General features: G+C 59.5%; 20 protein-coding genes. 10 read left to right on the forward strand and 10 right to left on the reverse strand.

The genetic code is table 11. From position 1 onward, the window contains the following. Nucleotides 1-29: 29 nt before the first annotated feature. Complete coding sequence (locus tag ACYU81_RS17615; RefSeq protein WP_460988997.1) at nt 30-809, reverse strand: SDR family NAD(P)-dependent oxidoreductase; 780 nt, start codon at nt 807-809, stop codon at nt 30-32. 2 nt (nt 810-811) lie between these two features. After that, on the reverse strand, nt 812-1,720 hold the full coding sequence (locus tag ACYU81_RS17620; protein ID WP_460988998.1) for an NAD-dependent epimerase/dehydratase family protein: 909 nt from the start codon (nt 1,718-1,720) through the stop codon (nt 812-814). Between the two features lie 102 nt (nt 1,721-1,822). Here ACYU81_RS17620 and ACYU81_RS17625 point away from each other — a divergent pair, with 102 nt between their 5' ends. Beyond that, nucleotides 1,823-2,203: a winged helix-turn-helix transcriptional regulator gene (locus tag ACYU81_RS17625; RefSeq protein ID WP_460988999.1), complete on the forward strand. Its 381-nt coding sequence runs from the start codon at nt 1,823-1,825 to the stop codon at nt 2,201-2,203. Nucleotides 2,204-2,230: 27 nt separating this feature from the next. Here the strand turns inward: ACYU81_RS17625 and ACYU81_RS17630 are convergent, their stop codons facing one another. From ACYU81_RS17630 to ACYU81_RS17640, 3 genes are all read right to left on the reverse strand, one after another. Continuing rightward, nucleotides 2,231-2,743: a nuclear transport factor 2 family protein gene (locus ACYU81_RS17630; RefSeq protein WP_460989000.1), complete on the reverse strand. Its 513-nt coding sequence runs from the start codon at nt 2,741-2,743 to the stop codon at nt 2,231-2,233. Between the two features lie 69 nt (nt 2,744-2,812). Further along, entirely contained in the window at nt 2,813-4,411 is a 1,599-nt protein-coding gene (locus ACYU81_RS17635) for a GMC family oxidoreductase (protein WP_460989001.1), read from the reverse strand. A 20-nt stretch (nt 4,412-4,431) separates the two neighbouring features. Then, complete coding sequence (locus ACYU81_RS17640; protein WP_460989002.1) at nt 4,432-4,809, reverse strand: RidA family protein; 378 nt, start codon at nt 4,807-4,809, stop codon at nt 4,432-4,434. Between the two features lie 154 nt (nt 4,810-4,963). Between ACYU81_RS17640 and ACYU81_RS17645 the strand changes: the two genes are divergently transcribed. After that, nucleotides 4,964-7,300, forward strand: a complete 2,337-nt coding sequence (locus ACYU81_RS17645; RefSeq protein ID WP_460989003.1) for a TonB-dependent receptor — start codon at nt 4,964-4,966, stop codon at nt 7,298-7,300. 50 nt (nt 7,301-7,350) lie between these two features. Here the strand turns inward: ACYU81_RS17645 and ACYU81_RS17650 are convergent, their stop codons facing one another. After that, complete coding sequence (locus ACYU81_RS17650; protein ID WP_449469094.1) at nt 7,351-7,935, reverse strand: TetR/AcrR family transcriptional regulator; 585 nt, start codon at nt 7,933-7,935, stop codon at nt 7,351-7,353. Here ACYU81_RS17650 and ACYU81_RS17655 point away from each other — a divergent pair. Together ACYU81_RS17655 and ACYU81_RS17660 are read left to right on the forward strand one after the other, a co-directional pair. Further along, nucleotides 7,934-9,250, forward strand: a complete 1,317-nt coding sequence (locus tag ACYU81_RS17655; RefSeq protein ID WP_460989004.1) for an MFS transporter — start codon at nt 7,934-7,936, stop codon at nt 9,248-9,250. The two genes, ACYU81_RS17650 and ACYU81_RS17655, sit on opposite strands and share 2 nt — an antisense overlap. Before the next feature lie 2 nt (nt 9,251-9,252). Beyond that, a complete protein-coding gene (locus tag ACYU81_RS17660; RefSeq protein ID WP_460989005.1) occupies nt 9,253-10,569 on the forward strand; it encodes an NAD(P)/FAD-dependent oxidoreductase in 1,317 nt (438 codons plus the stop codon). 2 nt (nt 10,570-10,571) lie between these two features. Here the strand turns inward: ACYU81_RS17660 and ACYU81_RS17665 are convergent, their stop codons facing one another. After that, nucleotides 10,572-11,258 (reverse strand): Crp/Fnr family transcriptional regulator, encoded by a 687-nt coding sequence (locus ACYU81_RS17665; RefSeq protein ID WP_460989006.1) that lies wholly within the window; start codon nt 11,256-11,258, stop codon nt 10,572-10,574. An 80-nt stretch (nt 11,259-11,338) separates the two neighbouring features. On the opposite strand from ACYU81_RS17665, the gene ACYU81_RS17670 reads away from it, so the two are divergent. Next, nucleotides 11,339-13,162 (forward strand): acyclic terpene utilization AtuA family protein, encoded by a 1,824-nt coding sequence (locus ACYU81_RS17670; RefSeq protein ID WP_460989007.1) that lies wholly within the window; start codon nt 11,339-11,341, stop codon nt 13,160-13,162. 1 nt (nt 13,163) lies between these two features. Next, nucleotides 13,164-13,970 carry a Coq4 family protein gene (locus tag ACYU81_RS17675; protein WP_460989008.1) on the forward strand — a complete coding sequence of 269 codons (807 nt, stop codon included), beginning with the start codon at nt 13,164-13,166 and terminating at the stop codon, nt 13,968-13,970. An 83-nt stretch (nt 13,971-14,053) separates the two neighbouring features. On the opposite strand, the gene ACYU81_RS17680 is transcribed toward ACYU81_RS17675, so the two are convergent. Together ACYU81_RS17680 and ACYU81_RS17685 are read right to left on the reverse strand one after the other, a co-directional pair. Continuing rightward, the gene (locus ACYU81_RS17680; protein WP_460989009.1) at nt 14,054-15,661 is read right to left on the reverse strand and encodes a DUF5597 domain-containing protein; all 1,608 of its coding nucleotides are present in this window, start codon (nt 15,659-15,661) and stop codon (nt 14,054-14,056) included. A gap of 384 nt (nt 15,662-16,045) precedes the next feature. Next, nucleotides 16,046-16,822: an SDR family NAD(P)-dependent oxidoreductase gene (locus tag ACYU81_RS17685; protein ID WP_460989010.1), complete on the reverse strand. Its 777-nt coding sequence runs from the start codon at nt 16,820-16,822 to the stop codon at nt 16,046-16,048. A 508-nt stretch (nt 16,823-17,330) separates the two neighbouring features. On the opposite strand from ACYU81_RS17685, the gene ACYU81_RS17690 reads away from it, so the two are divergent. The 4 genes from ACYU81_RS17690 to ACYU81_RS17705 all read left to right on the forward strand — a co-directional run bounded on the left by ACYU81_RS17690 (nt 17,331) and on the right by ACYU81_RS17705 (nt 22,040). Further along, on the forward strand, nt 17,331-19,313 hold the full coding sequence (locus ACYU81_RS17690) for a flavin-containing monooxygenase (RefSeq protein WP_460988393.1): 1,983 nt from the start codon (nt 17,331-17,333) through the stop codon (nt 19,311-19,313). A 37-nt stretch (nt 19,314-19,350) separates the two neighbouring features. After that, complete coding sequence (locus ACYU81_RS17695) at nt 19,351-19,758, forward strand: VOC family protein (RefSeq protein WP_449469402.1); 408 nt, start codon at nt 19,351-19,353, stop codon at nt 19,756-19,758. A gap of 24 nt (nt 19,759-19,782) precedes the next feature. Then, nucleotides 19,783-21,138 (forward strand): hypothetical protein, encoded by a 1,356-nt coding sequence (locus ACYU81_RS17700; protein WP_460989011.1) that lies wholly within the window; start codon nt 19,783-19,785, stop codon nt 21,136-21,138. Nucleotides 21,139-21,347: 209 nt separating this feature from the next. Beyond that, the gene (locus ACYU81_RS17705) at nt 21,348-22,040 is read left to right on the forward strand and encodes a TetR/AcrR family transcriptional regulator (protein ID WP_460989012.1); all 693 of its coding nucleotides are present in this window, start codon (nt 21,348-21,350) and stop codon (nt 22,038-22,040) included. 85 nt (nt 22,041-22,125) lie between these two features. Here ACYU81_RS17705 and ACYU81_RS17710 read toward each other — a convergent pair whose 3' ends face one another. Continuing rightward, the gene (locus tag ACYU81_RS17710) at nt 22,126-22,410 is read right to left on the reverse strand and encodes a hypothetical protein (RefSeq protein ID WP_460989013.1); all 285 of its coding nucleotides are present in this window, start codon (nt 22,408-22,410) and stop codon (nt 22,126-22,128) included. Between the last annotated feature and the right edge of the window lie 179 nt (nt 22,411-22,589).

Genomic DNA, 22,589 nt, shown 5'->3' on the forward strand with positions numbered 1-22,589 from the left:
ATCCTGTCCTTGATTATTCTGTCCGTTGATCAGGCGCCGCCCAGTAGGTCCGGATTGCGCCGCAGTTCCTGTCCGCCATCGACTGCGAAGGATTGCCCGGTGACCCAGGACGCAGCGGGGCTGGCGAGATAGGCCACCGCCGCCGCGATATCTTCCGGCTCTCCCGTCCGTTTGAGCGGCGTTTGCTCCAGAAAGCGATCGATGACCGCCGGGCTGGCGAACATGTCCGCCGTCGCGTCGCTGCGGGTGAGGCCGGGGCGAACCGCGTTGACACGAATGCCGAGCGCGCCCAGTTCGTCCGCCACCGTCCGGATCAATGCTTCCAGCCCAGCTTTGCTGGCGCAATAGGTGGCGAGCGCGGGGAAGGGGAGGATCGCGGCCGTGGACGATATGCACACGATCGACCCGCCTTCGCGCATTAACCTGGCCCCGGCCTGCATCGCGATGAAAGCGCTGGTGATGTTGAGGTCAAGATCCCGGCGCAAATCCTCTACACTGGTCGAGAGGAAGGGGCCGAAGCCGCCCCCTCCGACCGCAGGCACCAGAATATCGAGGCGATCTGCCATGGCATAGGCTTGCGCAAGCGCGTCGCCGACATCCTTTTCGGACGTAGCATCACCAGCGAAGGTCGCGACCTGCGCGTCCGGAAAATCGCCGATTATGCGGGCGCGCGCTGCGTTCAGCGCCTCCTGCCTGCGACCCGTGATGAGCACGCGCGCGCCATCGGCAACCAGCGCCCGTGCGCAAGCCGTGCCGATACCGCCGCTGCCCCCTGTAACGACCGCCGTTTGGCCCGCCAGAGGAGCCATACTCATTTTGCCGACCGGAACTGATCGACGACTTCCTTCACCGCACGCGCGACGTCGTTGCGGCGGTAGCGAAGGTCAGACATCGTCTGGGCCTCAGGCTCGTACCGCACCATGTTCCCGCGCCCGGTGAAGATGGCGGCGTCCGGCAACATGGGATGTTCCTGATCCAGCGAAGGCACATCCACGCCATTCCCGGCAGCCTGGAAGAACAGCTTGAAATAGTCCGCGAAGCTCAGATTTTCGTCGCCGACCAGATAGGCTTTGCCATTTTCGCCCCGTTCCAGAGCGGCCTGGATCGCTTCGGACAAGGATTGGGTGGAAATGAAGTTGGTGCCGCCAGCAGGGCCGAAAGGCGGGATGCCCAGTTGTCCTTCGGCATAGCGGGTGTAGGCTTCGAACATCGGCAAGCTCATGCCCGGAACGGTGCCGACGACGAACGGCGCGTCCAGGCTGACGACGTGGAAGCTGTCGTCCGCCAGCGCGGCAATACCGTCGGTGGCTAGCTTACGGGCGCGGATATAGACATTTGTCTCCAGCAGTTCCGGTGCAATATGCGGATAGAAGCTGCCGATATGGATGAAGTGGCGCACGCCTGCCTGCTTGGCAAGCGCGGCGAACTGCGGCACCGCTTCGGCATTCGCGCGCAGGACATGAGCGTCATAATCGGCCCCTTGCGGAACATGGCGGATGTCGTTGCCCGCCGCGAAGACGATGGCATCAAAGCCGGTCAAGTCCTGCGTCGTGAAGCTACCCTCAACATAATCGCCCTGCAAAAAAGGCAGGCGCGACAATTCAGTGCTTTGTTGCGGGGGCTTGCGGCCCGAGACGGTGACGTCATGCCCCTGCGATGCAAGATGAAGGGCCGCATGGCCGCCGATCATGCCGGTGCCGCCGATAACAAGAATTTTCATGATAGCTTCCTCTCCACGGGCGCCTCGCGCCTCCTGATGAAAGAGGGCTACCGATTCTAGTTTCGATTTGCAACAAGGCACCGATTAGGTATTAGGTATCTTATGGATACCAAAGTGGACCCGCAAACCGCCCTGCAGATTCTCGAACTGGTCGGGAACAAGTGGACAATGCTCGTCACCTACAGACTGGGTGATGGCGAGATGCGCTTTTCCGACCTCAAGCGCTGCGCAGCGCCCATCAGCTCCAAAATGCTGACGCAGACGCTGCGCGAACTTGAGCGTTTCGGGATGGTGTCAAGGGAGGTCCGACCGACCATGCCGCCGAGCGTGGAGTATCGGCTGACGGATCTGGGCAGGGGGTTCCTGGGGACCGTCAGCCAGATTTGTGACTGGATCGGTGACAATCATGAAGCGCTGGAACAGGCGCGCGAGCGTGAGGCTGCAAGGTCGCAGGACAGTCGTGTGGCGTTCATCGGCGTTTGACCTGCTGTCTGGATCAACGAGTCATATTCAAGATTTCCTGAAAGCGTCGCGACTCATAGCAGCGATCACCGGGTCGAAGGCTTCGACGATGTTTCCGCTGATTTGTGTTTCGACGCGCCGTTCAATACGCCAGCCGATTTCGATCCGACGGTAGGTCACCTGATAGTAGCCAGCGGCGTGGCGTTGGCCGCTATGCGTTGCGCGGGGCCGGAAGATGCCGATCCACTGGAAGTGGACCTGGCCCCAAGCCATGTCTCCATCAACGCGAAGGCGGGGTGCGGTGTTAAAATGGAGCCCCTGATAATATTCACTGACTTCCGCGCAAAACCCCGCAAGTTCCTCCGTTCCTGTCACTAGGCGGGTTGGCTGGTCGCCGGATTTGGTAATCTCGAACACTCCGTCCGGGGTGAAGACGTCCGCCCAACCATCTGTGTCTCCGCTATCCCAGGCGCGGGAATATTCTGCTTCCAGATCGATAATCTCTAACCGGTCTTCTGCGGCCGCGAGACGTCGTTCGAATGTGGCAAATGCGTTTTCCATGATTTGATCCCGAAAAGAGGTGAGCGCGATTGCGCCCTCAATTTGATGTCTTCATGCGAGCTGCAACTTTCACCCATTCAGCATCATCTCCGCGGCCTTTTCCGCGATCATGATGATCGAGGCATTAGGATCGCCTGTAGTGATCCGCGGCATGACGGAACCATCGACCACGCGTAGCCCGTCAATGCCATGCACACGCAGTTGATCATCGACTACCGCCATATCGTCATGACCCATGCGGCAGGTGCCCACCGCTTCGTAATTGACGTGGCAGTCCCGTCGAAAAAAGGCATCAAGCTCCGCGTCGGTAGAACAATGAGCGCCCGGGTGATATTCCTCGCCGCGATATTTGGCGTAGGCAGGTTGCTTGAAGATTTCCCGCGCTATCCGAACGCCGCGCCGCAGGGCGTCGCGGTCGCGCTCCTCAGCGAGATAGTTAGCGTCGATGATCGGCTGCGCGAACGGATCGGACGATCGCAACTTCAACTCCCCGCGGCTTTCCGGGCGAGTCAGGATGACGAGATTGGTAAAGCCATGTTGGCGAACGATCTGCGCGCCCTCACCCGACAGGATCGGCAGGAAATAATATTTGAGGTCAAGTTCGTCATGCCCTGGCGCACCTGATCGCAGATAGGCGATGACGTCCGTGCTGAAGCCCGCAAGCGGCCCGGTGTGCGTCGTCATGTAGCGCAAACCTGCCGCCGCGATCCGCAAGGGGTTCGAGATGAACTTATAATCCGACACCGGTTCGGGACTGATTATCTGAACCTGAGAGCCGATATGGTCGTGCAGATTCTGACCGACGCCCTTGAGGTCTGCAACCGCTCTGATCCCGATCGACCGGAGATGGTCGCCATCGCCGATGCCCGACAGCATGAGCAATTGGGCTGACTGGAAAGTACCGCCGCTACTGATGACCTCGCGAACGGCGCGAGCCTGTGCGATACGGCCTTTCTGGCGATATTCGACTCCTACCGCACGATGGCCGTCCATAATGATGCGGGTGACGTGGGCTTTCGTACGGACCGTCAGGTTCGGCCGCTTGTTTGCGGGCCGAAGATAGGTGACCGCCGTGCTCATTCGGCGGCCTTTGCGGATCGTATATTCGCATGGACCGAAACCCTCCGGCGCGGCGCCATTATGGTCGTCGCTATAGGGGAAGCCTGCCTGCTGCGCGGCTTCAAGCCATGCCTTGTGGCCCGGGTTGGTCACCTTTGCGTGCGTCACCGGCAGAGGACCGCTGCCGCCGTGAAATTCATTCTCCCCACGCCAACTGCATTCCGCCCGTTTGAAATAGGGCAGGACATCCGAATAGGACCAGCCGCTGTTGCCAAGATCAGCCCACAGGTCGAAGATTTCGGGGCTGCCCCGGCTGTAGCACATGCCGTTGATCGAACTGCTGCCGCCCAGAACCTTGCCGCGCGCATCATTGAGGACGCGGTCGTCCAGATGCTTTTGAGGCGCGGTTTGATATTTCCAACTGACCATTCCGGCCTGAAGCATCGGGAAGAAACCCGCAGGCATGTGGATCAACGGATTGATGTCCCGTCCACCTGCCTCAAGCAAAAGGACCTTGATCGCCGGGTCGGCGGAAAGCCGGTTGGCAAGGACACATCCGGCCGAACCAGCGCCGACCACGATATAATCAAACTCTTCAGCGGTCTTCACGAATTTCCTCCCTCGTCATTTCAGCGTGCAGGATTGGGCAGGCTTGCGATGGCCTTGATCTCGGCGAGCGAGCCCGGATAGCCCAGCGCCGCGACGCCCACCGCCGTCCAGCAGCAAATGGCGCCATTCAGGAAGTTGGCCTTGGCGGCCATGAAGACGTCCATATGGTCGGGGAAGCCGACATGGAAGGTCGTGAGGTCAACGATATCGCTCGCCTTGCTTCCATGACGCGCGAGGACATCGGCTAGCGCGTCGAAGGCGAGGGTAAACTGGCGTGACGGGTCAGCGGGCACGGTTCCGTCGGCCTCCACACCGATCTGGCCGGAGCAGAACAGAAGTTCGCCCACCACCTTCGCTTCACACAATCCATAGCTTTCAGCGCCTTCAATATCAGACATGTCTTCTCCTCCTCCGCGCGGCGATCCGCTGCGACCAATGCGCTTTGTCATAAACGATACAAAATGTCTTGTTAAATAAAAAACGCTGTGCCAATTGCCGTCGCCAAGAACAGGAACGGGCTCAGACGAGTCCATAAAATAGGGGAGTATTGGCATGAGAGTTGGACTCTGTTCGCGCTACGCGTTGCTGGCGGGGGTGGCATGGAGCGCGACCCCGGCGTGGGCGGCCGCACCACAGGAGCAGGCCGCGACACCGGTCGCGCAGGGCGAGGGCTCCCGTCTGGAAACCATTGTAGTGACGGCGCGGCGGACACGCGAAAACCTTCAGAACACGCCAGTCGCTGTGACCGCGATGTCTGGTGAATTGCTGGACAGGCTGAACATCCGCGACGTCGTGGCCACGGCTCAGTTCACCCCTAATCTGGGCATCAGCCAGCAGCCTGCGTCGATCACCGCTGCATCGGTGTTCATCCGCGGCATCGGCAACGCGTCGCCCAGCGCGGTGTCGGAACAGGGGGTCGGCATCTATCTGGACGGCGTCTATATCGCCCGATCGGCCGGTGCGATCTTCGATCTGGTTGATCTGGAACGGATCGAGGTGCTGCGCGGACCGCAGGGGACATTGTTCGGGCGTAACAGTGTGGGCGGTGCCGTCCAACTGATCAGCCGCAAGCCTGCCGATCATGCAGGCTTCGAAGGCAAGGCAGGCTATGGCAGCTTCGACGACTGGTATGCTCGGGCGCGCTTCGATACGGGATATATCGCTGGAACGCCGATCAAGGCGTCCGCCTCCTATATGCACCGGCAGCGCGACGGTTATTTCGACAATGTTCTGGCACCGTCCAATCAGGATCCCGGCGCGCTTAACAGTGAAGCCGTCACGGCTGCGGTGCAGGGAGACTTTGGTGACCTGACCGTCAATTATGGTTTCGACTACAACACGCGTACCGGCATTCCAGCCTTCTTCCAGGTCGTGAATGCCACCGACGATGTGCGCAACTATTTTGGCGCCTCACCGCTGTTCGGTGGCTCATCTTTCCAGATTGGCGCGGACGGACTGCGCAAGGGCGAACAGCAGCCCGCGCTCGACCTGGATGGCAATCCCACCTTTGGGGTGAAGGCGAGAGTTTATGGTCATGCGCTGACACTGAACTATCAGTTGATCCCGGAACTCGCGATCAAGTCGATCACAGCCTATCGCTCCTACCGCCAGGATGGCGCGAACGGCCTGTCGGGCAATGGCACGCTGCGCGGCTTTACGCTTAGCCCGATCCTGTTCGTCGATGGCACCGTCGTGCCGACGGGAGTGCAGCCGGTTACGCCCTATGATGGTTACACGACGCAACGCCAGCATCAGTTTTCGCAGGAAGTGCAATTGCTGGGTGAAGCCGGTGAATTCAAATATGTCGGCGGCGCATTCTATTTCAGCGAGAAGTCTTCCGAAGCCAATTATCAGCAGCTGACCTTTATGCTGCCGGGCGGTGATGCGGGCGTCAACCTCTCCCCCTTGCAGGCATTTTCTGGCAAGGCGCGTTCCTATGCGCTGTTCGGCCAGATCAGCTACACGCCGGAAGGAAGCGGCCTCGAACTCACAGGTGGCGTTCGCTATACGCGTGACAAGAAATGGCTGACGTTGGCGGGCGATGTACAGCCCAATCTGGATGGGCAGGTTTCCTATCGCAATCTTTCATGGCTGGCGTCGGCGAATTACGAACTGCGGCAGGATTTGATGGGCTATGTCCGTGTGTCCAGTGGTTTCCGGTCGGGCGGCATCAATCCTTCCGCTTCGGAGATCAATGTTTTCGCGCCGGAAAAGGTGGTCGCCTATGAGGCGGGGCTGAAGGGCGAGTGGTTTGACCATATGCTGCGGACCAATTTGTCCGCTTTTTATGTCGATTACCGCGACCTTCAGATCTCGCAATTCCTGGCGGGCACGGCCGGCGCGACTTCGGCGATCGTCAATGCGGGGCGCGTGGCATATCGGGGTGTTGAGGCCGAAATCACCGCCATTCCGGTGCAGGGACTGACGATAGATGCTTCGTTGGGCTACACATCGCCCAAATATAAAAGCTATCTCTATCGTGATCCTGCGACCAATGAGCTGGTCAATGTCGCGTCCGAAGCACGACTGTCGCAGGCGGCGAAGCTCAACACGCATATCGGCGTTCAATATGATTATAGTCTGCCCATTGGAAAGCTGTCGCTGCGCGCCGACTATGCCTATCGCAGTACGGTTTACTGGTTCACGATCGATCGATTGAACCTGTTCAATCGCGATATCCGGTCTCGCCCGGATCATAATCTGCGTGCCCGCATTTCGCTGGCGGATATTGCCGCAGGCGGAGGCAAGCTGGACGTCGGCGTGTGGGGCGACAACCTCACCAATCAGCGCAATATCGATTTCGGCATCGACTTCGGCAGCCTTGGCTATGGCAGCGCCTCGTTCAAGAAAAAGCGTACATTCGGGGTGGATGCGAAGTTCACTTATTGAGCGATCGGCAGCCGGGGGAAGGGCGAGCCTTCTCCCCGGCTGTCGGCAAGTCAGCCTTTCACCCCGGGGATCTCGCATCCCCTGATCAGCAGGTTCGTCAATTGCTCCAGATGATCGTCATCCGGCCGGTCCTTCGCGATCACGATCAGGCCCGCTATCGATGTGAACAATGTCGCGATCACCATCGTGATGTCCACATCGGGGCGGATCAATCCCGCGCGCTGCGCCTCACGGAGCGGTTCCCCCATGTCATGCGAGATGGACAGCCACTGACGCCTCGTTTCCTCGTTGAGGAAGCCGGGTCCAAGGCTGGCGATCAGGCCATTGATGGCGATTTCATCCGGTTCCGAGGAGAAGTCGCGAAATGCCGTGGCAATCGCGCGCAGATGATCGCGCCAGTCGGACCCGGGTTCGACCTGGAACGTCGAATTATGTGTCGTCAACGCCTCTGCGATCAGCGCCTCTTTGCTGGGCCAACGTGCATAGATGGTCGATCGCGCAATGCCGGACTGTTCCGCCACATCCAGCATCGAAAACTCGGTCGCCCCGCTCTTGATGAGGTGAAGAACGGTCGCGGCAACGCTCTGCCTGACCCTTTCGGTGCGCCCTCCGGGGCGGATGTTGCCGCGCGTCATGCGCGACCCATATCGGGCCGCCAGTGCCCGGTTCAAGTGCCATTTCATGGAACATGAGAGATTATATATGCAGGCGACCGGGCAGAATGCGGTGTCGGAAGGAGAGGCGATGTCCCCAGATGAGCCGTGGGGACTGCTGCTCATCCTCTCGACGATCGGTTTTCTGCTGATCGGGGGCATGCTGACGTCGCTCAGCATCTATGTGTCTGTGATGCAGGCACATTTTGGCTGGAGCGAAGCGTCAATGGGTGGCGGGCCGGTCATGCTGCTGCTTGGCATGAGCATCGGCAATCTGAGCGTCGGCGCGCTCATGCGGCGTTTGGGGGTGAGGGGGCTGTTTCTCGTCGGTGTGAGCATTGCCCTGTGCGGCTGGGTGGCGGCCGGGTTCGTAGGGTCTCTGGCCGAATTCATGGCGGCAATGGCACTGTCGGGCATCGGCACGGGCGTCGCGACGATCGTGCCGGGCATCGCCGTGATTTCGCAATGCTTTCACCGGCGAAGGGGATTGGCGGTGGCGCTGTTCATTGGGGCCAGTGCTCTTGCCAGTTCCACCATGCCAATCGCCAGCCGTTGGCTGATCGACGCTGCGGGATGGCGGCAGTCTTTCTGGATTTTCGGATCAGTCGTCGCCCTGATCGGCCTGCCTCTCTTGTGTCGCCTTCCCCGCAGGATCAACGGCGGCCAACGTCATGAGCATCAGGCGTCGGGCCTCACGGTAGAACAGGGCCTGAGACTGCCCGCCTTCTGGATATTGACCCTGGTCCTGACAATCAGCCAGTTCGGAATGAACGCCATATTGTTCAACCTCATTGCCTACCTGCGCAAGATCGGATTTTCGGGCAGCGATGCCGTCACCCTTTTCGGCGTCGCCAATTTCATGAGCCTTCCTGGCCTGATGATAGGCGGTTACCTGTCCGATCGGGTGAGCGGGCGCATTCTCCTGCCGCTGATCCTGCTAATTCAAAGCGTGGGCACATTGGCGCTGCTCGGCGTCGGGCACGGCTATGGTGCTATTCTGCTGTTCATCCTGTGCTGGGGCGGCGTTGCAGGATTACCCGCGCAGGCCGGTTCGATGTTGCTGAGCGAGATCATCGGGCAGCGGGCCTATGCCGCGATGCTGGGCATCGTTTTCACGGCGAATGGCTTTCTCGCCGCGCTTGCACCGGCGGTCGTGGGCTGGGCCTATGAAGCGACCGGCGGATATTCCCGGCCGATACTCGTCATCGCGGCGCTCTGTCTGCTCGCTGCCTGCGCCTCGACCTTCTGCCGTGCAAGACCTGCGCGCGATGAATCCCTCCTCTGTCTGGAAATATGATCATGTCGAACAACGAAGCCTATGAACGGGGGGAAGTGCCTGTAGCGAGCAGCGGCTGGACAAGACCACAGGGGCTGGCGAGAGCATGGCCGAGCCTGTTGGATGATGTTTCGACTGATGTCGTGGTGATCGGCGCCGGGCTGGCGGGCGCTTCTCTAGCGCTTCACTTGGCGGAGGCGGGGATCGGCGTGGCCGTGCTGGAGGCACGACAGCCCGGCTGGGGCGCCTCCGGGCGTAATGCCGGTCATGTGCTGCCGATCCTGCGCGACGTGAAGGTGGTCGAGCGCTTTCCAGAAGGGGGTAAGCGGTTCCTGGAACTATTCCGCGAGCATCACACCATCCCCTTCGATCTTTCCGCCCGACATGGGATCGACTGCGACGCGGTTCGGTCGGGCTATATCCATGGCATGAAGACACGTAGAGCCTTTGACGCCTTCGTCCGGACCTTCGCCTATCTGGAGACGAGCGGGCTTCAGCGGCTGACGGTTGCGTCCGGCTCGGAGATGAAGGCGCGAACCGGGTCAGATGCCTATCCCTTTGGCGTGATCTTTGAAGATGGCGGCCGGGTGAACCCCTATCTGTTCACCAAGGGCATGATCGCTGTGGCGGCCCGGCTCGGCGCACAAATTCATGGAGACAGCGAAGCTCTGTCACTTGAACCGGTGCAGGGCCGGTGGCGGGTGCGGACCCGGAGCGGCAGCGTGCTGGCCGATCGTGTGATTTTCTGCACCGCAGCCTATCCAGCGGCCATTGAACCGGCGTTTCGCAAAGCCTTCTATCCCCTGACGGCCTATGCCTTGACGACAAAGCCTCTGCCGTCCGAAGCGCTGGATATCATCCTGCCCGGCGGGGGCACGTTCGCGCAGGCGCCGGTCGATCTTAATCCGATGGTCCGCGATTGCCACAACCGATTGATCCTCTCCTCCATTCCTCGTGTTGGGGGTGCCCATGATGCGGCATGGCATTTCCGATCCCAATTGCGATGGTTGCACCGGGTCTGGCCAGAAGCTCGCGGCATGGGAATTGAGATGGAGGATTATTGGACCGGCCGTGTCGCGATGCGAAAGGCGCAATTTCCGGGCGTTTTCGAATTGGCGAACAATGTCTTTGGCCTCATGTATTTCAATGCCTGGGGCAATGTCATGGCGCCGCTGATGGGCAAGATCATGGCGGACGCGCTGGCGCGCGATGCCATGCACGCCATGCCTTTCCCATTGGAAAAGCCGGAGCCTGTCTCGTTCAACCGGAAATATGAGGTGCTGATCCGCCATCTTCTGCTGCCAGCTGCCCGGATGGGACAGCGCTGGGGTGTTCTGTAGCGTCAATCCGCTGCCGCCACGCCGCGTAACCCATCAGCGTCGGTCAGTTCGATACGGCCATAGCCCAGCCGGATCAGCCCCGCCCGTTCGAACGCGGCGAGATGCAGGTTAATTGTCTTGCGCGTGACGCCGATCATCTCCCCCAATGCCTGCTGGCTGAGCCGGACGACGAGTCCGTCATCTGACGCGACTGCCGAAGCCAGCAGGCGAGAGGCTATGCGTTGTCTGGGCGGGAGCGCCATCAGCTCCGCAAGCATATGCAGGGTCCGGCGCATATTGGTGTAGGCAAAGTCAGCGATAGCCCGCCAGATTTCGGGGCGCTTCTCGGCAATTCGCTCCAACGCACTCTCACTGATTTCCAGCAACATGCTCGGTTCCACCGATATAGCGGTCACTAACCGAGGGCCGCCGCTGAACCGTGTCGCATGGCCGAGTACCGATCCGGGGCCGGATGGACCGATCATCACCTGCCTGTCACCCGGCGCGGTGCAGAAGGAATGGAACAGCCCATCGATCACAACGAAAAGGCCGCTTCGGTCATCCCCTTGCGCCTGCGCCCATTGGCCGGTGTCGAGATGAATGATCCGACCATGCGCCAGAAGCTCCTCGGCCAACGCCGCAGGATACTCCCGCAGCCAGTCCGTGCCGCGTAACAGGCGGAGTGCCGATGCATGCTCGCTCTTTTTCATGGTCCAAGTGTAACCTTTGTGACATTCATTCGCTACCCGGTCCTATATTCTTCCAGACAGAAAATGATGGAGAGGATGCCATGACCGCCGCGTCAGATAAGATCGTCAGGATAGGCGGGGCGACCGCATCCTTTTCCGATACCGCATTGTCCGTACCGCAGTTGCTGGATGGCGGGCGGCTTGACTATCTGGTCTTCGATTATCTGGCCGAAGGTTCGATGGGCATTTTCGGCCGGATGCAGGCCGCCGATCCGACTGCGGGATTTGGCACGGATTTCCTGACGGTCCATGTCGGACCGCATCTGCGCCAGATCGCGGCTCAGGGCGTGAAGGTGGTCGCCAACGCAGGTGGCGTCAATCCGGCGGGGCTGGCCGCCGCGCTGGAGCGCATGATCGATGAGGAGGGTCTTTCCCTTACCGTTGCCTATGTCGAGGGCGACGATCTGCGCGCAAGGGTCGAGCAGTTGAGGGCCGCCGGGCATCGCGACATGTTTACTGGTGCTGCTTTCCCGGAAAACATCATCAGCGCCAATGCTTATCTCGGTGCCTTTCCCATCGCGGCGGCGCTGGACAAGGGAGCGGACATCGTCGTCACCGGACGCGTCGTGGACAGTGCCATAGTGCTGGGACCACTGATCCACGAATTCGGTTGGGGGGCAGGGGATTACGACCTGTTGGCGGCTGGGACGCTGGCGGGTCATTTGCTGGAGTGCGGCGCGCAGGTCACCGGAGGCACCTTCACCGACTGGCGGGAGGTGCCGGATTGGGCGAACATCGGCTTCCCGGTTGGCGAATGTCATGCGGACGGGACGATAATCATTACAAAGCCGGAGGCCACGGGCGGTCTGGTGTCCATCGGCACCGTCGCCGAACAACTGCTTTACGAGGTAAGCGATCCAGCGGACTATATCGTGGCCGATGTCCGTTGCGATTTCAGTGGTGTGAAGCTGGAGCAGCAAGGCAAGGATCGGGTGAAGGTGATCGGCGCAAAAGGGCGCCCGCCCACCGACAGCTACAAGGTGTGCATCACGTCGGACGGCGGATGGCGGGCCGTTGCGTACCAGCCAATCCTTGGCGAGGACGCCGCAGAAAAGGCCATGCGCCAGGCGGAGGCATTATATGCGCGCGGCCGGGCGCTGCTGCGTGCTCATAATCTGGCCGATTTCACGGATACCGACACGGTCATCATCGGTGAAGGAGCCAGCTTCGGACCTCATGGTGGTGGCCGTGAAGCGCGGGAAGTCATCTGCAAGATGGTCGTGGATCACCCCGATCGCCGTGGGACAGATATATTTGCCCGCGAACAATGGGCAGGTATCAGCGGCATGGCGGTCGGCACCACCATCAACCTTGCGACCAGCGTACTGCCCAAGACCGAGATATTCCTGTTCCTCGTCGACAAGAAGGGGATCGTGCCCCAGGTGACCGTTCGTGGTGAGACATGGCCTGTGTCCGTACCTGAGGGCGAGCCTGCCTCAATCCTGCCTCAAGCGTCGCAGCCCATTCCTGAAGCGCCGCCGGGCGTGGTTGCGGTGGACCTGATCCGCCTCGCCTGGGCGCGCAGTGGCGACAAGGGGCATTTGTTCAACGTAGCTGTCATCGCGCGCGAGCCGGAATATTTGCCATGGTTACGCCTGGCGCTGACGCCAGAGGCGGTCGCGGATTGGTATCGTCATCTTGCGCCGGGAAATAAGCTTCCACACGTCGATCGCTATGACGCGCCGGGGCTGCATGCACTCAATTTCGTGGTTCATGATGCTCTGGCAGGGGGCATCAACGCCAGCACCCGGCTCGATCCGGCCGCCAAGGGAATGGCGCAAATGCTTATGCGCTTTCCCATTCCCGTTCCTCCCGATCTGGCCGCCACGTTTGCCGGGTCTGATCCGTTCAGTGGAGTTCGTTGAAATGGCCGACTATTCCTATTTGATGAAAGGCATCAGATCGGTGGAAACCGACAGCAGCGTGCTCATCAGCTCCTCTCGCTACCTGAATGATGCGCGCGTCCGGGATTGGGTGGCGACACATTTGTTACGGCGGAACGGGCCTGATGTGCCGACCCCTTCGGATTCCATCCAGCTCGTCCAGATTCTGCGCGAGGTGCAGGACATCGACCATATCAACGCCCTGTTCGCGGCGGAGAGGCAGAAGAATCCGGCCCTCGACGCATGGTTCCGTGAAGGCTTCGTCTCAACCTTTGGGCGGGACGACCTCAAACATTATGAGCCGGACACGGTAGGCGGCATCTTCTACGCGCAACTGACGGGCAATGACCTTCAGGTCGATATCGTACCGCCATTTACCCCACGCAATGATTTCGAATATTTCCAGCTACGCGCCGGGCAGACCCACGATTTCGAACATATATTGGGCGGCGGGGGTTTCGATTTCATCGGAGAGCTGGTGCCTTATTATATGCGGCTCACCAATTTGTTCATGCACATGAGTCCGGAGTTGGCGGGCGAGCTTTCGGTATTCTCCATTCTCGGTTCGACGCGCATTATTACGCGCGCGGTTCTCCATTATCCTCAGACCTGGTTGGTGGTGCAGAATGCTGTGGAACGAGGCGCCAAGGTTGGCCGCGAGTCGGAGCCGATCTACATGATGCACTACGAAGATGTATTGGCGTTGACGCCCGACCAAGCCCGAAGGAAATTGGGGATTAACGGCGTACAAATCGCTGATACTGCGGAAGCGTCAATGCAGTGGCAATGAAATCACGGGATTATCGATCAGCAGCCCGTTCCGCCTGGCGGTCAGCGTTGAGGGGGCGGACGGGCCGCCCCCAAGCTTGAGCCTCAATAGGTGGATAATTTTATGCGAAGGAGCGCGGGCTCTTCGTTGAAATTGAAGCCGTAGGAAATCTGGTCGCCGTTCCAGCGCCGCCGTGCTTCCCACTGGCCGTTCACGAACGTCCCTTCTTCCGCGCTGAGGACCTGCCCGTTGACAGCCGAATCCGTCGGCGTGAACTGGAACCGGCTATATTGTCCCGCGACCAAAAATTCGTTGGGAGCCAACTGAGCAACGACCCCTCCGCCGACCGGTTCCTTGGCCCAGGGCGGCGGTTCCATGCCTGGCCAGGCGGGCACGTCGAAGTTGTTGTGACCGTAGGTCACCGAAATCTTCCAGCTGCCCATAGTGGTGGAGTCTTCGCCCGCGCTATTCTTCGCAGTGCCCCAAGTGGACCTTTTGCTGGCGATCGCCGCCCAATCGCTCGCGATTGGACGGAACAGGCGATAGGGCGCGGCAAAGGCTTCGATCGTGGCTGCGTCCAGCTTCCGTGCACCCAGCGGATAGTTTGAATAGCTGGTCGCATCCATGCCGAACGGCGCGTAGCCAATAGCTCCACGACCTAGTGCCGACCAGAAGTAGCGCGCTGCCCAAGTCGCGTTGCTCGTTTCCGGAACGAATAGTGCATTGTCAGGGCGGGTATAACGATCCAGCAGGCCTAGATAGGTCTTCTCCAAGGGCAGATAGAGATCAGGACCTATGAGGTCTAGCGCGGGCGCAACGGTTTTCCATATGGGCAACACATTCCAATTGGGGCCTCCGCTCGCAACCTGAGCCGCCATGGCCGTCCCCGTGGCGTCGAACACTGCTGCGTTCGTGTAGAGGGGAAGGTTCTTCTCGGCCTTGCCCGCGACGGCAACCTGCTGGACGAAGCGCGCATAGGTCCATGCCGCAAATGCCTGATCCGCCTCCTTGCCGAAGGCTTCCGCCCAAGTGCCCGCAGGCTTGCCGGACGCGACGCGGACATCTTCAGGCACTGGCTGCGCGAACAGTTGCTCTGCTGCGGCCGAATAGTCACGCGCGACCCCATGGCTGCCGATCTCATTTTCGACCTGGACCATGATCACAGTGTGCTTGGCGTCCGCCTCACGCAAGTGCCGCATCAGTGCCGTGAAGGCCTTGCGATCCGCCTTGAGCGTCTCTTCGCCCAACGGCGACAAGGTCATTGTCGGGCGGCCATCGCGGCGCATCAGGCGGGGGAAGCGCTTGGTATCGTTCTTCACCCATTCCGGCGTGTAGGTCGATTCTCCATTCTTCCAGCTGCCAAACCATAGCAGCACGACGCGCATGTCGTTCTGGCGGGCCTGGGTCAGCAGCGTATCGACCCAGCTATAATCGAATTTGCCTTCGGTCGGTTCGAACTGTTCCCAGGCGACCGGAATCTCGATCGTGTTGGCGCTCAACGCCTGCATCACCGGCCACACCTGCGGGAGTACCGAAGGATAATTGCTGGAATTATGAACCTGCGCGCCCAGCATCAGATAGGGCTTGCCGTCAACCATCAGCGCATGGCGGCCATTTTCCGTGCGCAGGCGCGGTATTTCACCAGCGGTAGCCTGTCCAGCGAGCGTAACGCCGCAAAGCATGAGCGTCAGATAACGGAAGGGGTGGCGCACGTGATCTCCTCGTCGACTTTCATTAGGCCCGTTTCAGGCAAGACCATTCGTAGGCCTTGCTACTTACCACGGGGCCAGGCGTGACAGGCCTTGTCCGGTCGTCGGCATGGCGAGCGCAGCCCTGTAAGCTACATCATTAGGGGCGGTTTTAGTGTGCGAGGTCGATAATGTAAACAACTACGTTTCATTTATGAACGCGAGTCACATGTCCTCGTTCTGGCTACCCGATAGAATGATCATCCCTCTCCCGGCCTGATCGCCGTTGCAGAGGGCTATGATGCGCGGAGCATATTGCCGCAGGGGCTGGGCAATGGGTGGTGGGGAAGGGGCGTGGCATTCGGGAAGAATGCGCCGCCATCGGGAAGGAAACCGCGGTCCTTATGCTCATCCCCTTTGGGAGGAGATGTTGCCGCCATCGACGACAATTTCCGACGCGGTGATATAGCTTGCCTCATCGGACAAAAGGAAGCGTACAACCCGCGCCACTTCCTCTGGATCGCCAAGACGATTGAGCAGGATGCGCTTTTCAAAATGTCCGTGGGGCAGGGCTTCGACTGCGGGACGCATCATGGGCGTCATGATCTGGCCCGGTGATACCGAATTGATGCGGACGCCATCTTGGGCCAGCCGATCGGCCAGTGATCTTACGAGCGACAATATTCCGCCTTTCGCCGCGCTATAGATCGGGTTCATGGCATTGCCGAGAGTTGCGTTGATGGAAGCTATCGCCACGATTGCGGAGCCCGGCTGCGCCGCCAGATCCTGATGGAGCGCCTGAACGATGAAAGCGAGGGAACGGAGATGAATCGCGATCCCGCTGTCCCAGCTTTCCGCCGTCAGCCCGTCCAGCGATGCTGTATCAACAACGCCAGCAGCATGGACCAGTCCGCCCGGCCTGCCGATCGCTTTCCGCGTCGCCGCCAAGGCAGCTTCGATGCCACCAAGTTCACGCAGATCAATCGCAATGCCCGTGGACGCCGTGCCATGTTCCGCCACGATGGCGCGGGCCGCTGCCGACGCCTTGTCGCCGTCGATGTCCCACAGAGCAACAGGGCGGCCAATGACGGCCAGCGCATGAGCGGACGCAAGACCTATTCCCGATGCGCCACCGGTGATGATGACGGGAGAGGAAGGGGAGGCAATGGCGGGGGCGAGTGACATGCAAGAGAATTCCTTTAACCGAGCGACGAACCTGGTTTGTCTAAAAAGCTGACGAGACGGACGTTGCTAATTCGCAGCGGGCCGTCCGGCAGTGGATGGTTCCATATGCCGGTGAGTCCATAATGAGAGATGGATAGTTGTTCGCAACCAACGTTGCCGACAAGCTCCATCGGAAACACTGCCAATGTCGAAAATTTTTCACAGATTGAATTGGCATTTCATCGACGGCGCCCGCATGTCTAACGTGAAGTTACCATATGGGCTCACCAATTGATCCGACACGGAAAATGGCGATGGAGCTTTTGTTGGCACCAGCCTGGGTGCGGCATCGCTATTTTTGGCGCAACGTCCCCATGAATGGTGAGACGAAGCCCTCGGTGAGGTTCAGCGGGGGATGATCCTGGGCGGATCGCCAAATGACTTCGGGGAATGTCATTGACCAATTACACACTAATGTGTAATATATTCTCATCGAGTCCGAAAGCGGGCGCATATGAGGAGAAACGGGATGCACGAACGGGTGCTGGACATGAATGCCAGGGTCGATGCCGCGATCGATGCGCTGGACCCCACCATGGCGCTGATGGCGTTGATCCAGATGACCGGCAATCGGACGCTGCTGAACCACTATTGGGATGCGATCGACGGCCGCCAGGAAGAGCTGGTCGAGACGTTCGTCGATATCCATGCGCATGAAGAACGGCCTGCCATCGATCCGGCCGTGGTCGCCGAGATCCGCGATCGCCTGCGCGTGGCGGTAAAGGCCGGGAAGCCTCCGGTCATGCCGCAACTGGACCGGCCGATGTTCAAGCGGATGAGCCGTTTGCTGCTGGGTCAGGACCTTCCCGAAATGTCGGTGGATGTCGCGTTCCAGCATGCCGGGTTCACCACCGACACGCGCATTCGCAAGGCGGCCGATGTCCCGCCCGCCGATTTCAAGGTGCTGGTTGTGGGCGCGGGCATGATGGGCATCAACGCGGCCATCAAATTGCAGCAGGCGGGATTTGACTTCACCGTGCTGGAGGCGATGGACACGGTTGGCGGCAACTGGCTGACCAACACCTATCCGGGCGCGGCGGTCGATACGCCGAGCCGCATCTATTCCTTCTCCTTCGAGCCCAATGCTTCCTGGACGCAATTCTACCCGCGCGGCCAGGAATTCCTGTCCTATTTGGATCGCGTCACCGACAAATATGGCCTTCGCGACCGGATCCGGTTCGGCACCTGGGTCGAGGGTGCGGAATGGGACGAGAAGCGCAAGATCTGGACGGTGAAGGCGATCCGGAACGGCAAGCCGGAAAGCCATGAGTGCAACGTCCTCATCATGGCGGTGGGACCCAACAACAATCCCAATTATCCCAAGGTGAAGCATCTCGACAGCTTCAAGGGGCCGGTCATTCATTCGGCCGCCTGGGACCATTCGGTCGATCTGACGGGCAAGAAGGTCGTCCTGGTCGGCACGGGCTGTTCGGGCGTACAGGTGGCGACGGCCATTGCCGACAAGGTCGGCGAGCTGGTGATCGTGCAGCGCCAGCCGGAACATATCATCCCCAATCCGCAGGCCCATGCGCCGGTGGCGGAACTCGAGCGCTGGGCGATGGAATATGTGCCCTTCGTCGCGCAGTGGAAGCGGCTGCAAAGCCTGCACAGCCAGATGCGCGACATGCACGGCATGATCATGAAGGATGAGGACTATGCCGCGAAGACGGGCGGTTTTGGCCCGATCAACGACGGCATGCGCATGATGTGCGAAGGCTATCTGAAGAGTCATTTCCCGGACGATCCGGAGATGGTGGAATTGCTGACACCCAACTTCCCGGTGTTCGCCAAGCGGCCGATCCTGGATTGCGGCTTTTACGACACGCTCAAAAAGCCCAATGTGTCGATCGTGCGCGGCGAATTGGCCGAGGCCGAGCAGGACGCGGTGATCCTGGCCGATGGCACGCGGATCGAATGCGATGTGCTGCTGCTGTCGACCGGCTATAATCTGCATTTCGGGCGGCAGTTCGACATTCGCGGCGTCGGCGGCGAAACTTTGACGGACGCGTTCGACCCGCATCCCTTCTCCTATGAAGGCATGCTGATCACCGGCTTCCCCAACTTCGTCTTCATGGGCGCGCCCTACAGCTATCTGGTCGCCAACCATGCGGTGGTGAGCGAGCAGCAGGTCCATTATATCATCGAACTGCTGCAATGGATGGTGGACGATCATCTGTCATCCTTCGATGTGTCGCCAGAGGCGACGCAGGCGTTCATCGACGATGTCGATGCGAACCTGGCCAAGACCGCCTGGGTCCAGTGCGGCAGCGCCCATGGCTATTATCGCGACAAGGGCGCCGACGGGCAGAAGAAGGTCATCCTCGCCATCCCGCGCCACAACTCGCGCATCTGGCATGTCCTGCGCTCGCCCCGCGAAGAAGACTTCAACGTCACGCGCGCCGATGACGCCGCCAAGCCCGCACCGCGCGAAATGGAAATGCTGACCATCTGATCAGGGACAGTGGCGGACTCAAACAAGGAGAGATGTAATGGAACTTCCTTTCGGTGCGGAGCAAGATATCGACTTCATGTTCACGAAGTTGATCGTTCACGACATAGAAAAGTCTGACGCCTTCTATAAATCCGTGTTCGGGCTCGTCGAAATGAACCGAATGGAAGCGAATATCGCTGGTCGGGCGGTTGTGGAGATCGTCTACCAGCCGACTTACAAGGGCGGCCCGCTGCTCATTCTGGCGAGCTTTCCCGACGACACGCAACCTGCTCGCAATGAATCGATCATCGGCTTTGCGAGCGGAGATTTCGACGCTTGCTTGCAGCGCATCGAGAAGGCTGGCGGAACCGTGTTGGAAGATCGATCGATTCCTGACGTGGGGCGTCACGCTTTTGTGAAGGATCTTGAAGGGCATCTCCTTCAGATCAGTCAGCGGCACGGCTGAGTGGTTATGCAGGGAAATATGCTGATGCACCGTAGATCGCTGCCTGATCGCAAGCTGTTCGACCAATTGCACCGGACGGTTGCGCCGGGCGATCATTATGGTCTTGCATTCCCCATCTCTCCAGAAATGCTGGCGGAATTCGGTGCGGCGTTTCTGACAGAGGCCTTCCGGGCTTCGGGGGTCATGTCCGCCGACAATGAAGTCACGGCAATAGTCGCGCTGAATCCGATCAGTGTTCCGGGAGCATCCGAGCGAGCGCTTCTTACCGTAGCCTATGCGCGGGACGAAGAAGGATTGCACACCGAACTGTTCGCCAAGTTTCCACCGGCGGATGCTGATCATAAATTTGGCCTAATCCGCCTGGGTAGCGGCGAGATCGACATGCAGCGCCTTGCGCTTGAAGTTGATCTTCCGGTCACGACGGCGAAATATTATTTCGGTGACTATTCTGGCAGCACGACCAATTATATCCTGATTACAGAGCGTATCGCCTTCGGCGTGGCGCCGATCGAGCCGGCTCACCGCAAAGGATATGATCACGAGATCCGCAATGTCGAGGATCATTATGTGCTGCTCGCACGATCGTTGGCACATTTGGTGGCGGCGCAAAAACGCGGCGCGCTCGGGTCGGACATCGAGAAAATATTTCCCTTTGGAGAAGCCGCGCGCGACTTCGACCCGATACCGGATGTCACTGCCAAGATCGCAACGCTCGAGAAATTCGTCACACGCACCGCGCCACATCTATTTATAGATGAGGTGTCCGATCCAGACTTCATGGCACGTTGGCGAGAGGATGTGCTGTTCGGGCTGGAGCATAAGGACGCGGTTATTGCTTACCTGCACGAGGACCGCGATTATACTGGCCTTTGCCATCCAAATCTGAACGTGGATAACGCTTGGTATTGGCGCGAACCATCGGGAGAGCTCAAGGTTGGGTTGCTCGATTGGGGAGGCGCGGGCCAAATGAGCATCGCGCAGGCGTTGAGCGGCATGATGATGATGCCGGAGCCGGAAAGATACCGGGAACTGGTCGACCTGGTCTTTCGGACCTTCACGGCTGAACTGGAGGAAAAGTCCGGAGTCCTGTTGGATCCCGTCGAACTACGCCTGCAATATAAGGCCTCGCTCTATTCTACAGCGATCTGCACGATCCTGGACATAATCGCCGGTGTCCTTGATCAGGTTCCGGCAGATGTCTGGGCATCCATGCATAACCGTTCGGATCAGGCATTGAGGGATAGTGGACTGCTACCCGCGATAATCTGGGTCGACAATATTCTGCGCGAATGGTGCGAAGACATCACTCCTGGAGATGCATGCCGTCAGATCGTTGCGCCGCTCCAATCCGCGAAGACTTCATCCGGTCAAGGTTGCTGACGGCATCGACCTTGATCTGTCTGTAGGCCCGAGCCTGAGCTGCTGTATATGGGCGGGCATGGAGGATGCCGGTCAACCGACGGCACAAGAAGCCATGACGGTCGGAGCCGACTGCATCGGGCTTTGATCCCGGTGCAGCGTGGAGAGTTTACTTGTGATGATGGTTCGAAAGGACATAAGGGGCATAGAGTTTAAGCTTTGGGTGGAACATGCCGCTTACGGGAAAGACGACAGAAAAGGCGGATTCCGCTGAGGCAAAGGCCGCCGATCGGCTGACGCCCAATCGCCGAACCGGTCGACCGCCTAATAAAAAGGCGGGCCAGATCGATGAGGCGATCTTGAGCGCGGCGCGGGATCTGTTCTTGTCGGTCGGATATGAGGCGACGACCATGGAGGCGGTAGCGCAGGGGGCAGGGGTTTCCAAAAGAACCCTGTATGCGCGCCATTCGACCAAGGAAGCGCTCATGAAAGCGGTTGTGGAAGACCGTGTGCGTAGATGGTCGAATGAAGCAAGCGCCAATAATGTCGATCTTCCGCAGGAATTTTCCGAACGCCTGAAACATCATGTCCGGACTGCGATGGCTTCATTGGGAAACCCGGAAATTCAGCAGTTCGATCGACTGATCCTGGCAACAGCTTCGCGGTTTCCCGAAATCGCCGAAACCTTTTACAAGATCGGATATTGTTACGAACTTCAGTTCCTGACCGACGAAATTACCGAGGGAACGAAGAACGACCCGGTTCCCGCCGCAAATCCACAGCGCGTCGCCCGGCAATTGCTGAGCATGATCCAGGGATGGCGCCGGACGGAGGAAACGATACGGGTCTTGAGCCTGGAAGAAGCAGCGAGTTTCGCTGACGATGCCGTCGATGTCCTGTTACGGGGGCGGGATAGCTGGTAATCGTCTACCCACAGCGGGAGCGCTCAGAACTGGATGATAATGAACTGGCCGGGGCTGATAATCCCGGCCAGTAGCATTTTCCGTCTTATTTCTTTGGGAGCTTTGCCAGATCTGAGTCAATGTCGGCGAGAACCTTGTCCGTGATCGCATCAGGCGAATATTGCTGAATATCCTTGAGGGTCATCGCGCGGGCCATGTCGATCTGATCGCTGGTCGTCATTTCGGGAATGTGCTTTGCCAGCACTGCCTTGGCTGCGGGATCATCGAGCAAGGTGCCGATTTCCGTCGTAGAGGAGGAATAGGCCGTCTGCGCCAAGGCAGGCATAGGCGACATGGCAATCAAGGCGGCGACGATCATCCAATTCTTCATCATACTCTCCGTTTGTAAGCCACTTGGGGGTAATGCACCTTTGTAAAAATGCAACGCATATGTTTACTTCGCCACGGATATACGGGTATGCCTTGCTCGCTGCTGAACAACCAGGCCCCACGGATGTATACCGGCCTGACCGATGTCGCGGCGGCGCGGCTGATTGGCCAGATCATGTT

The organism is Sphingobium sp. TomTYG75 (assembly GCF_054771635.1).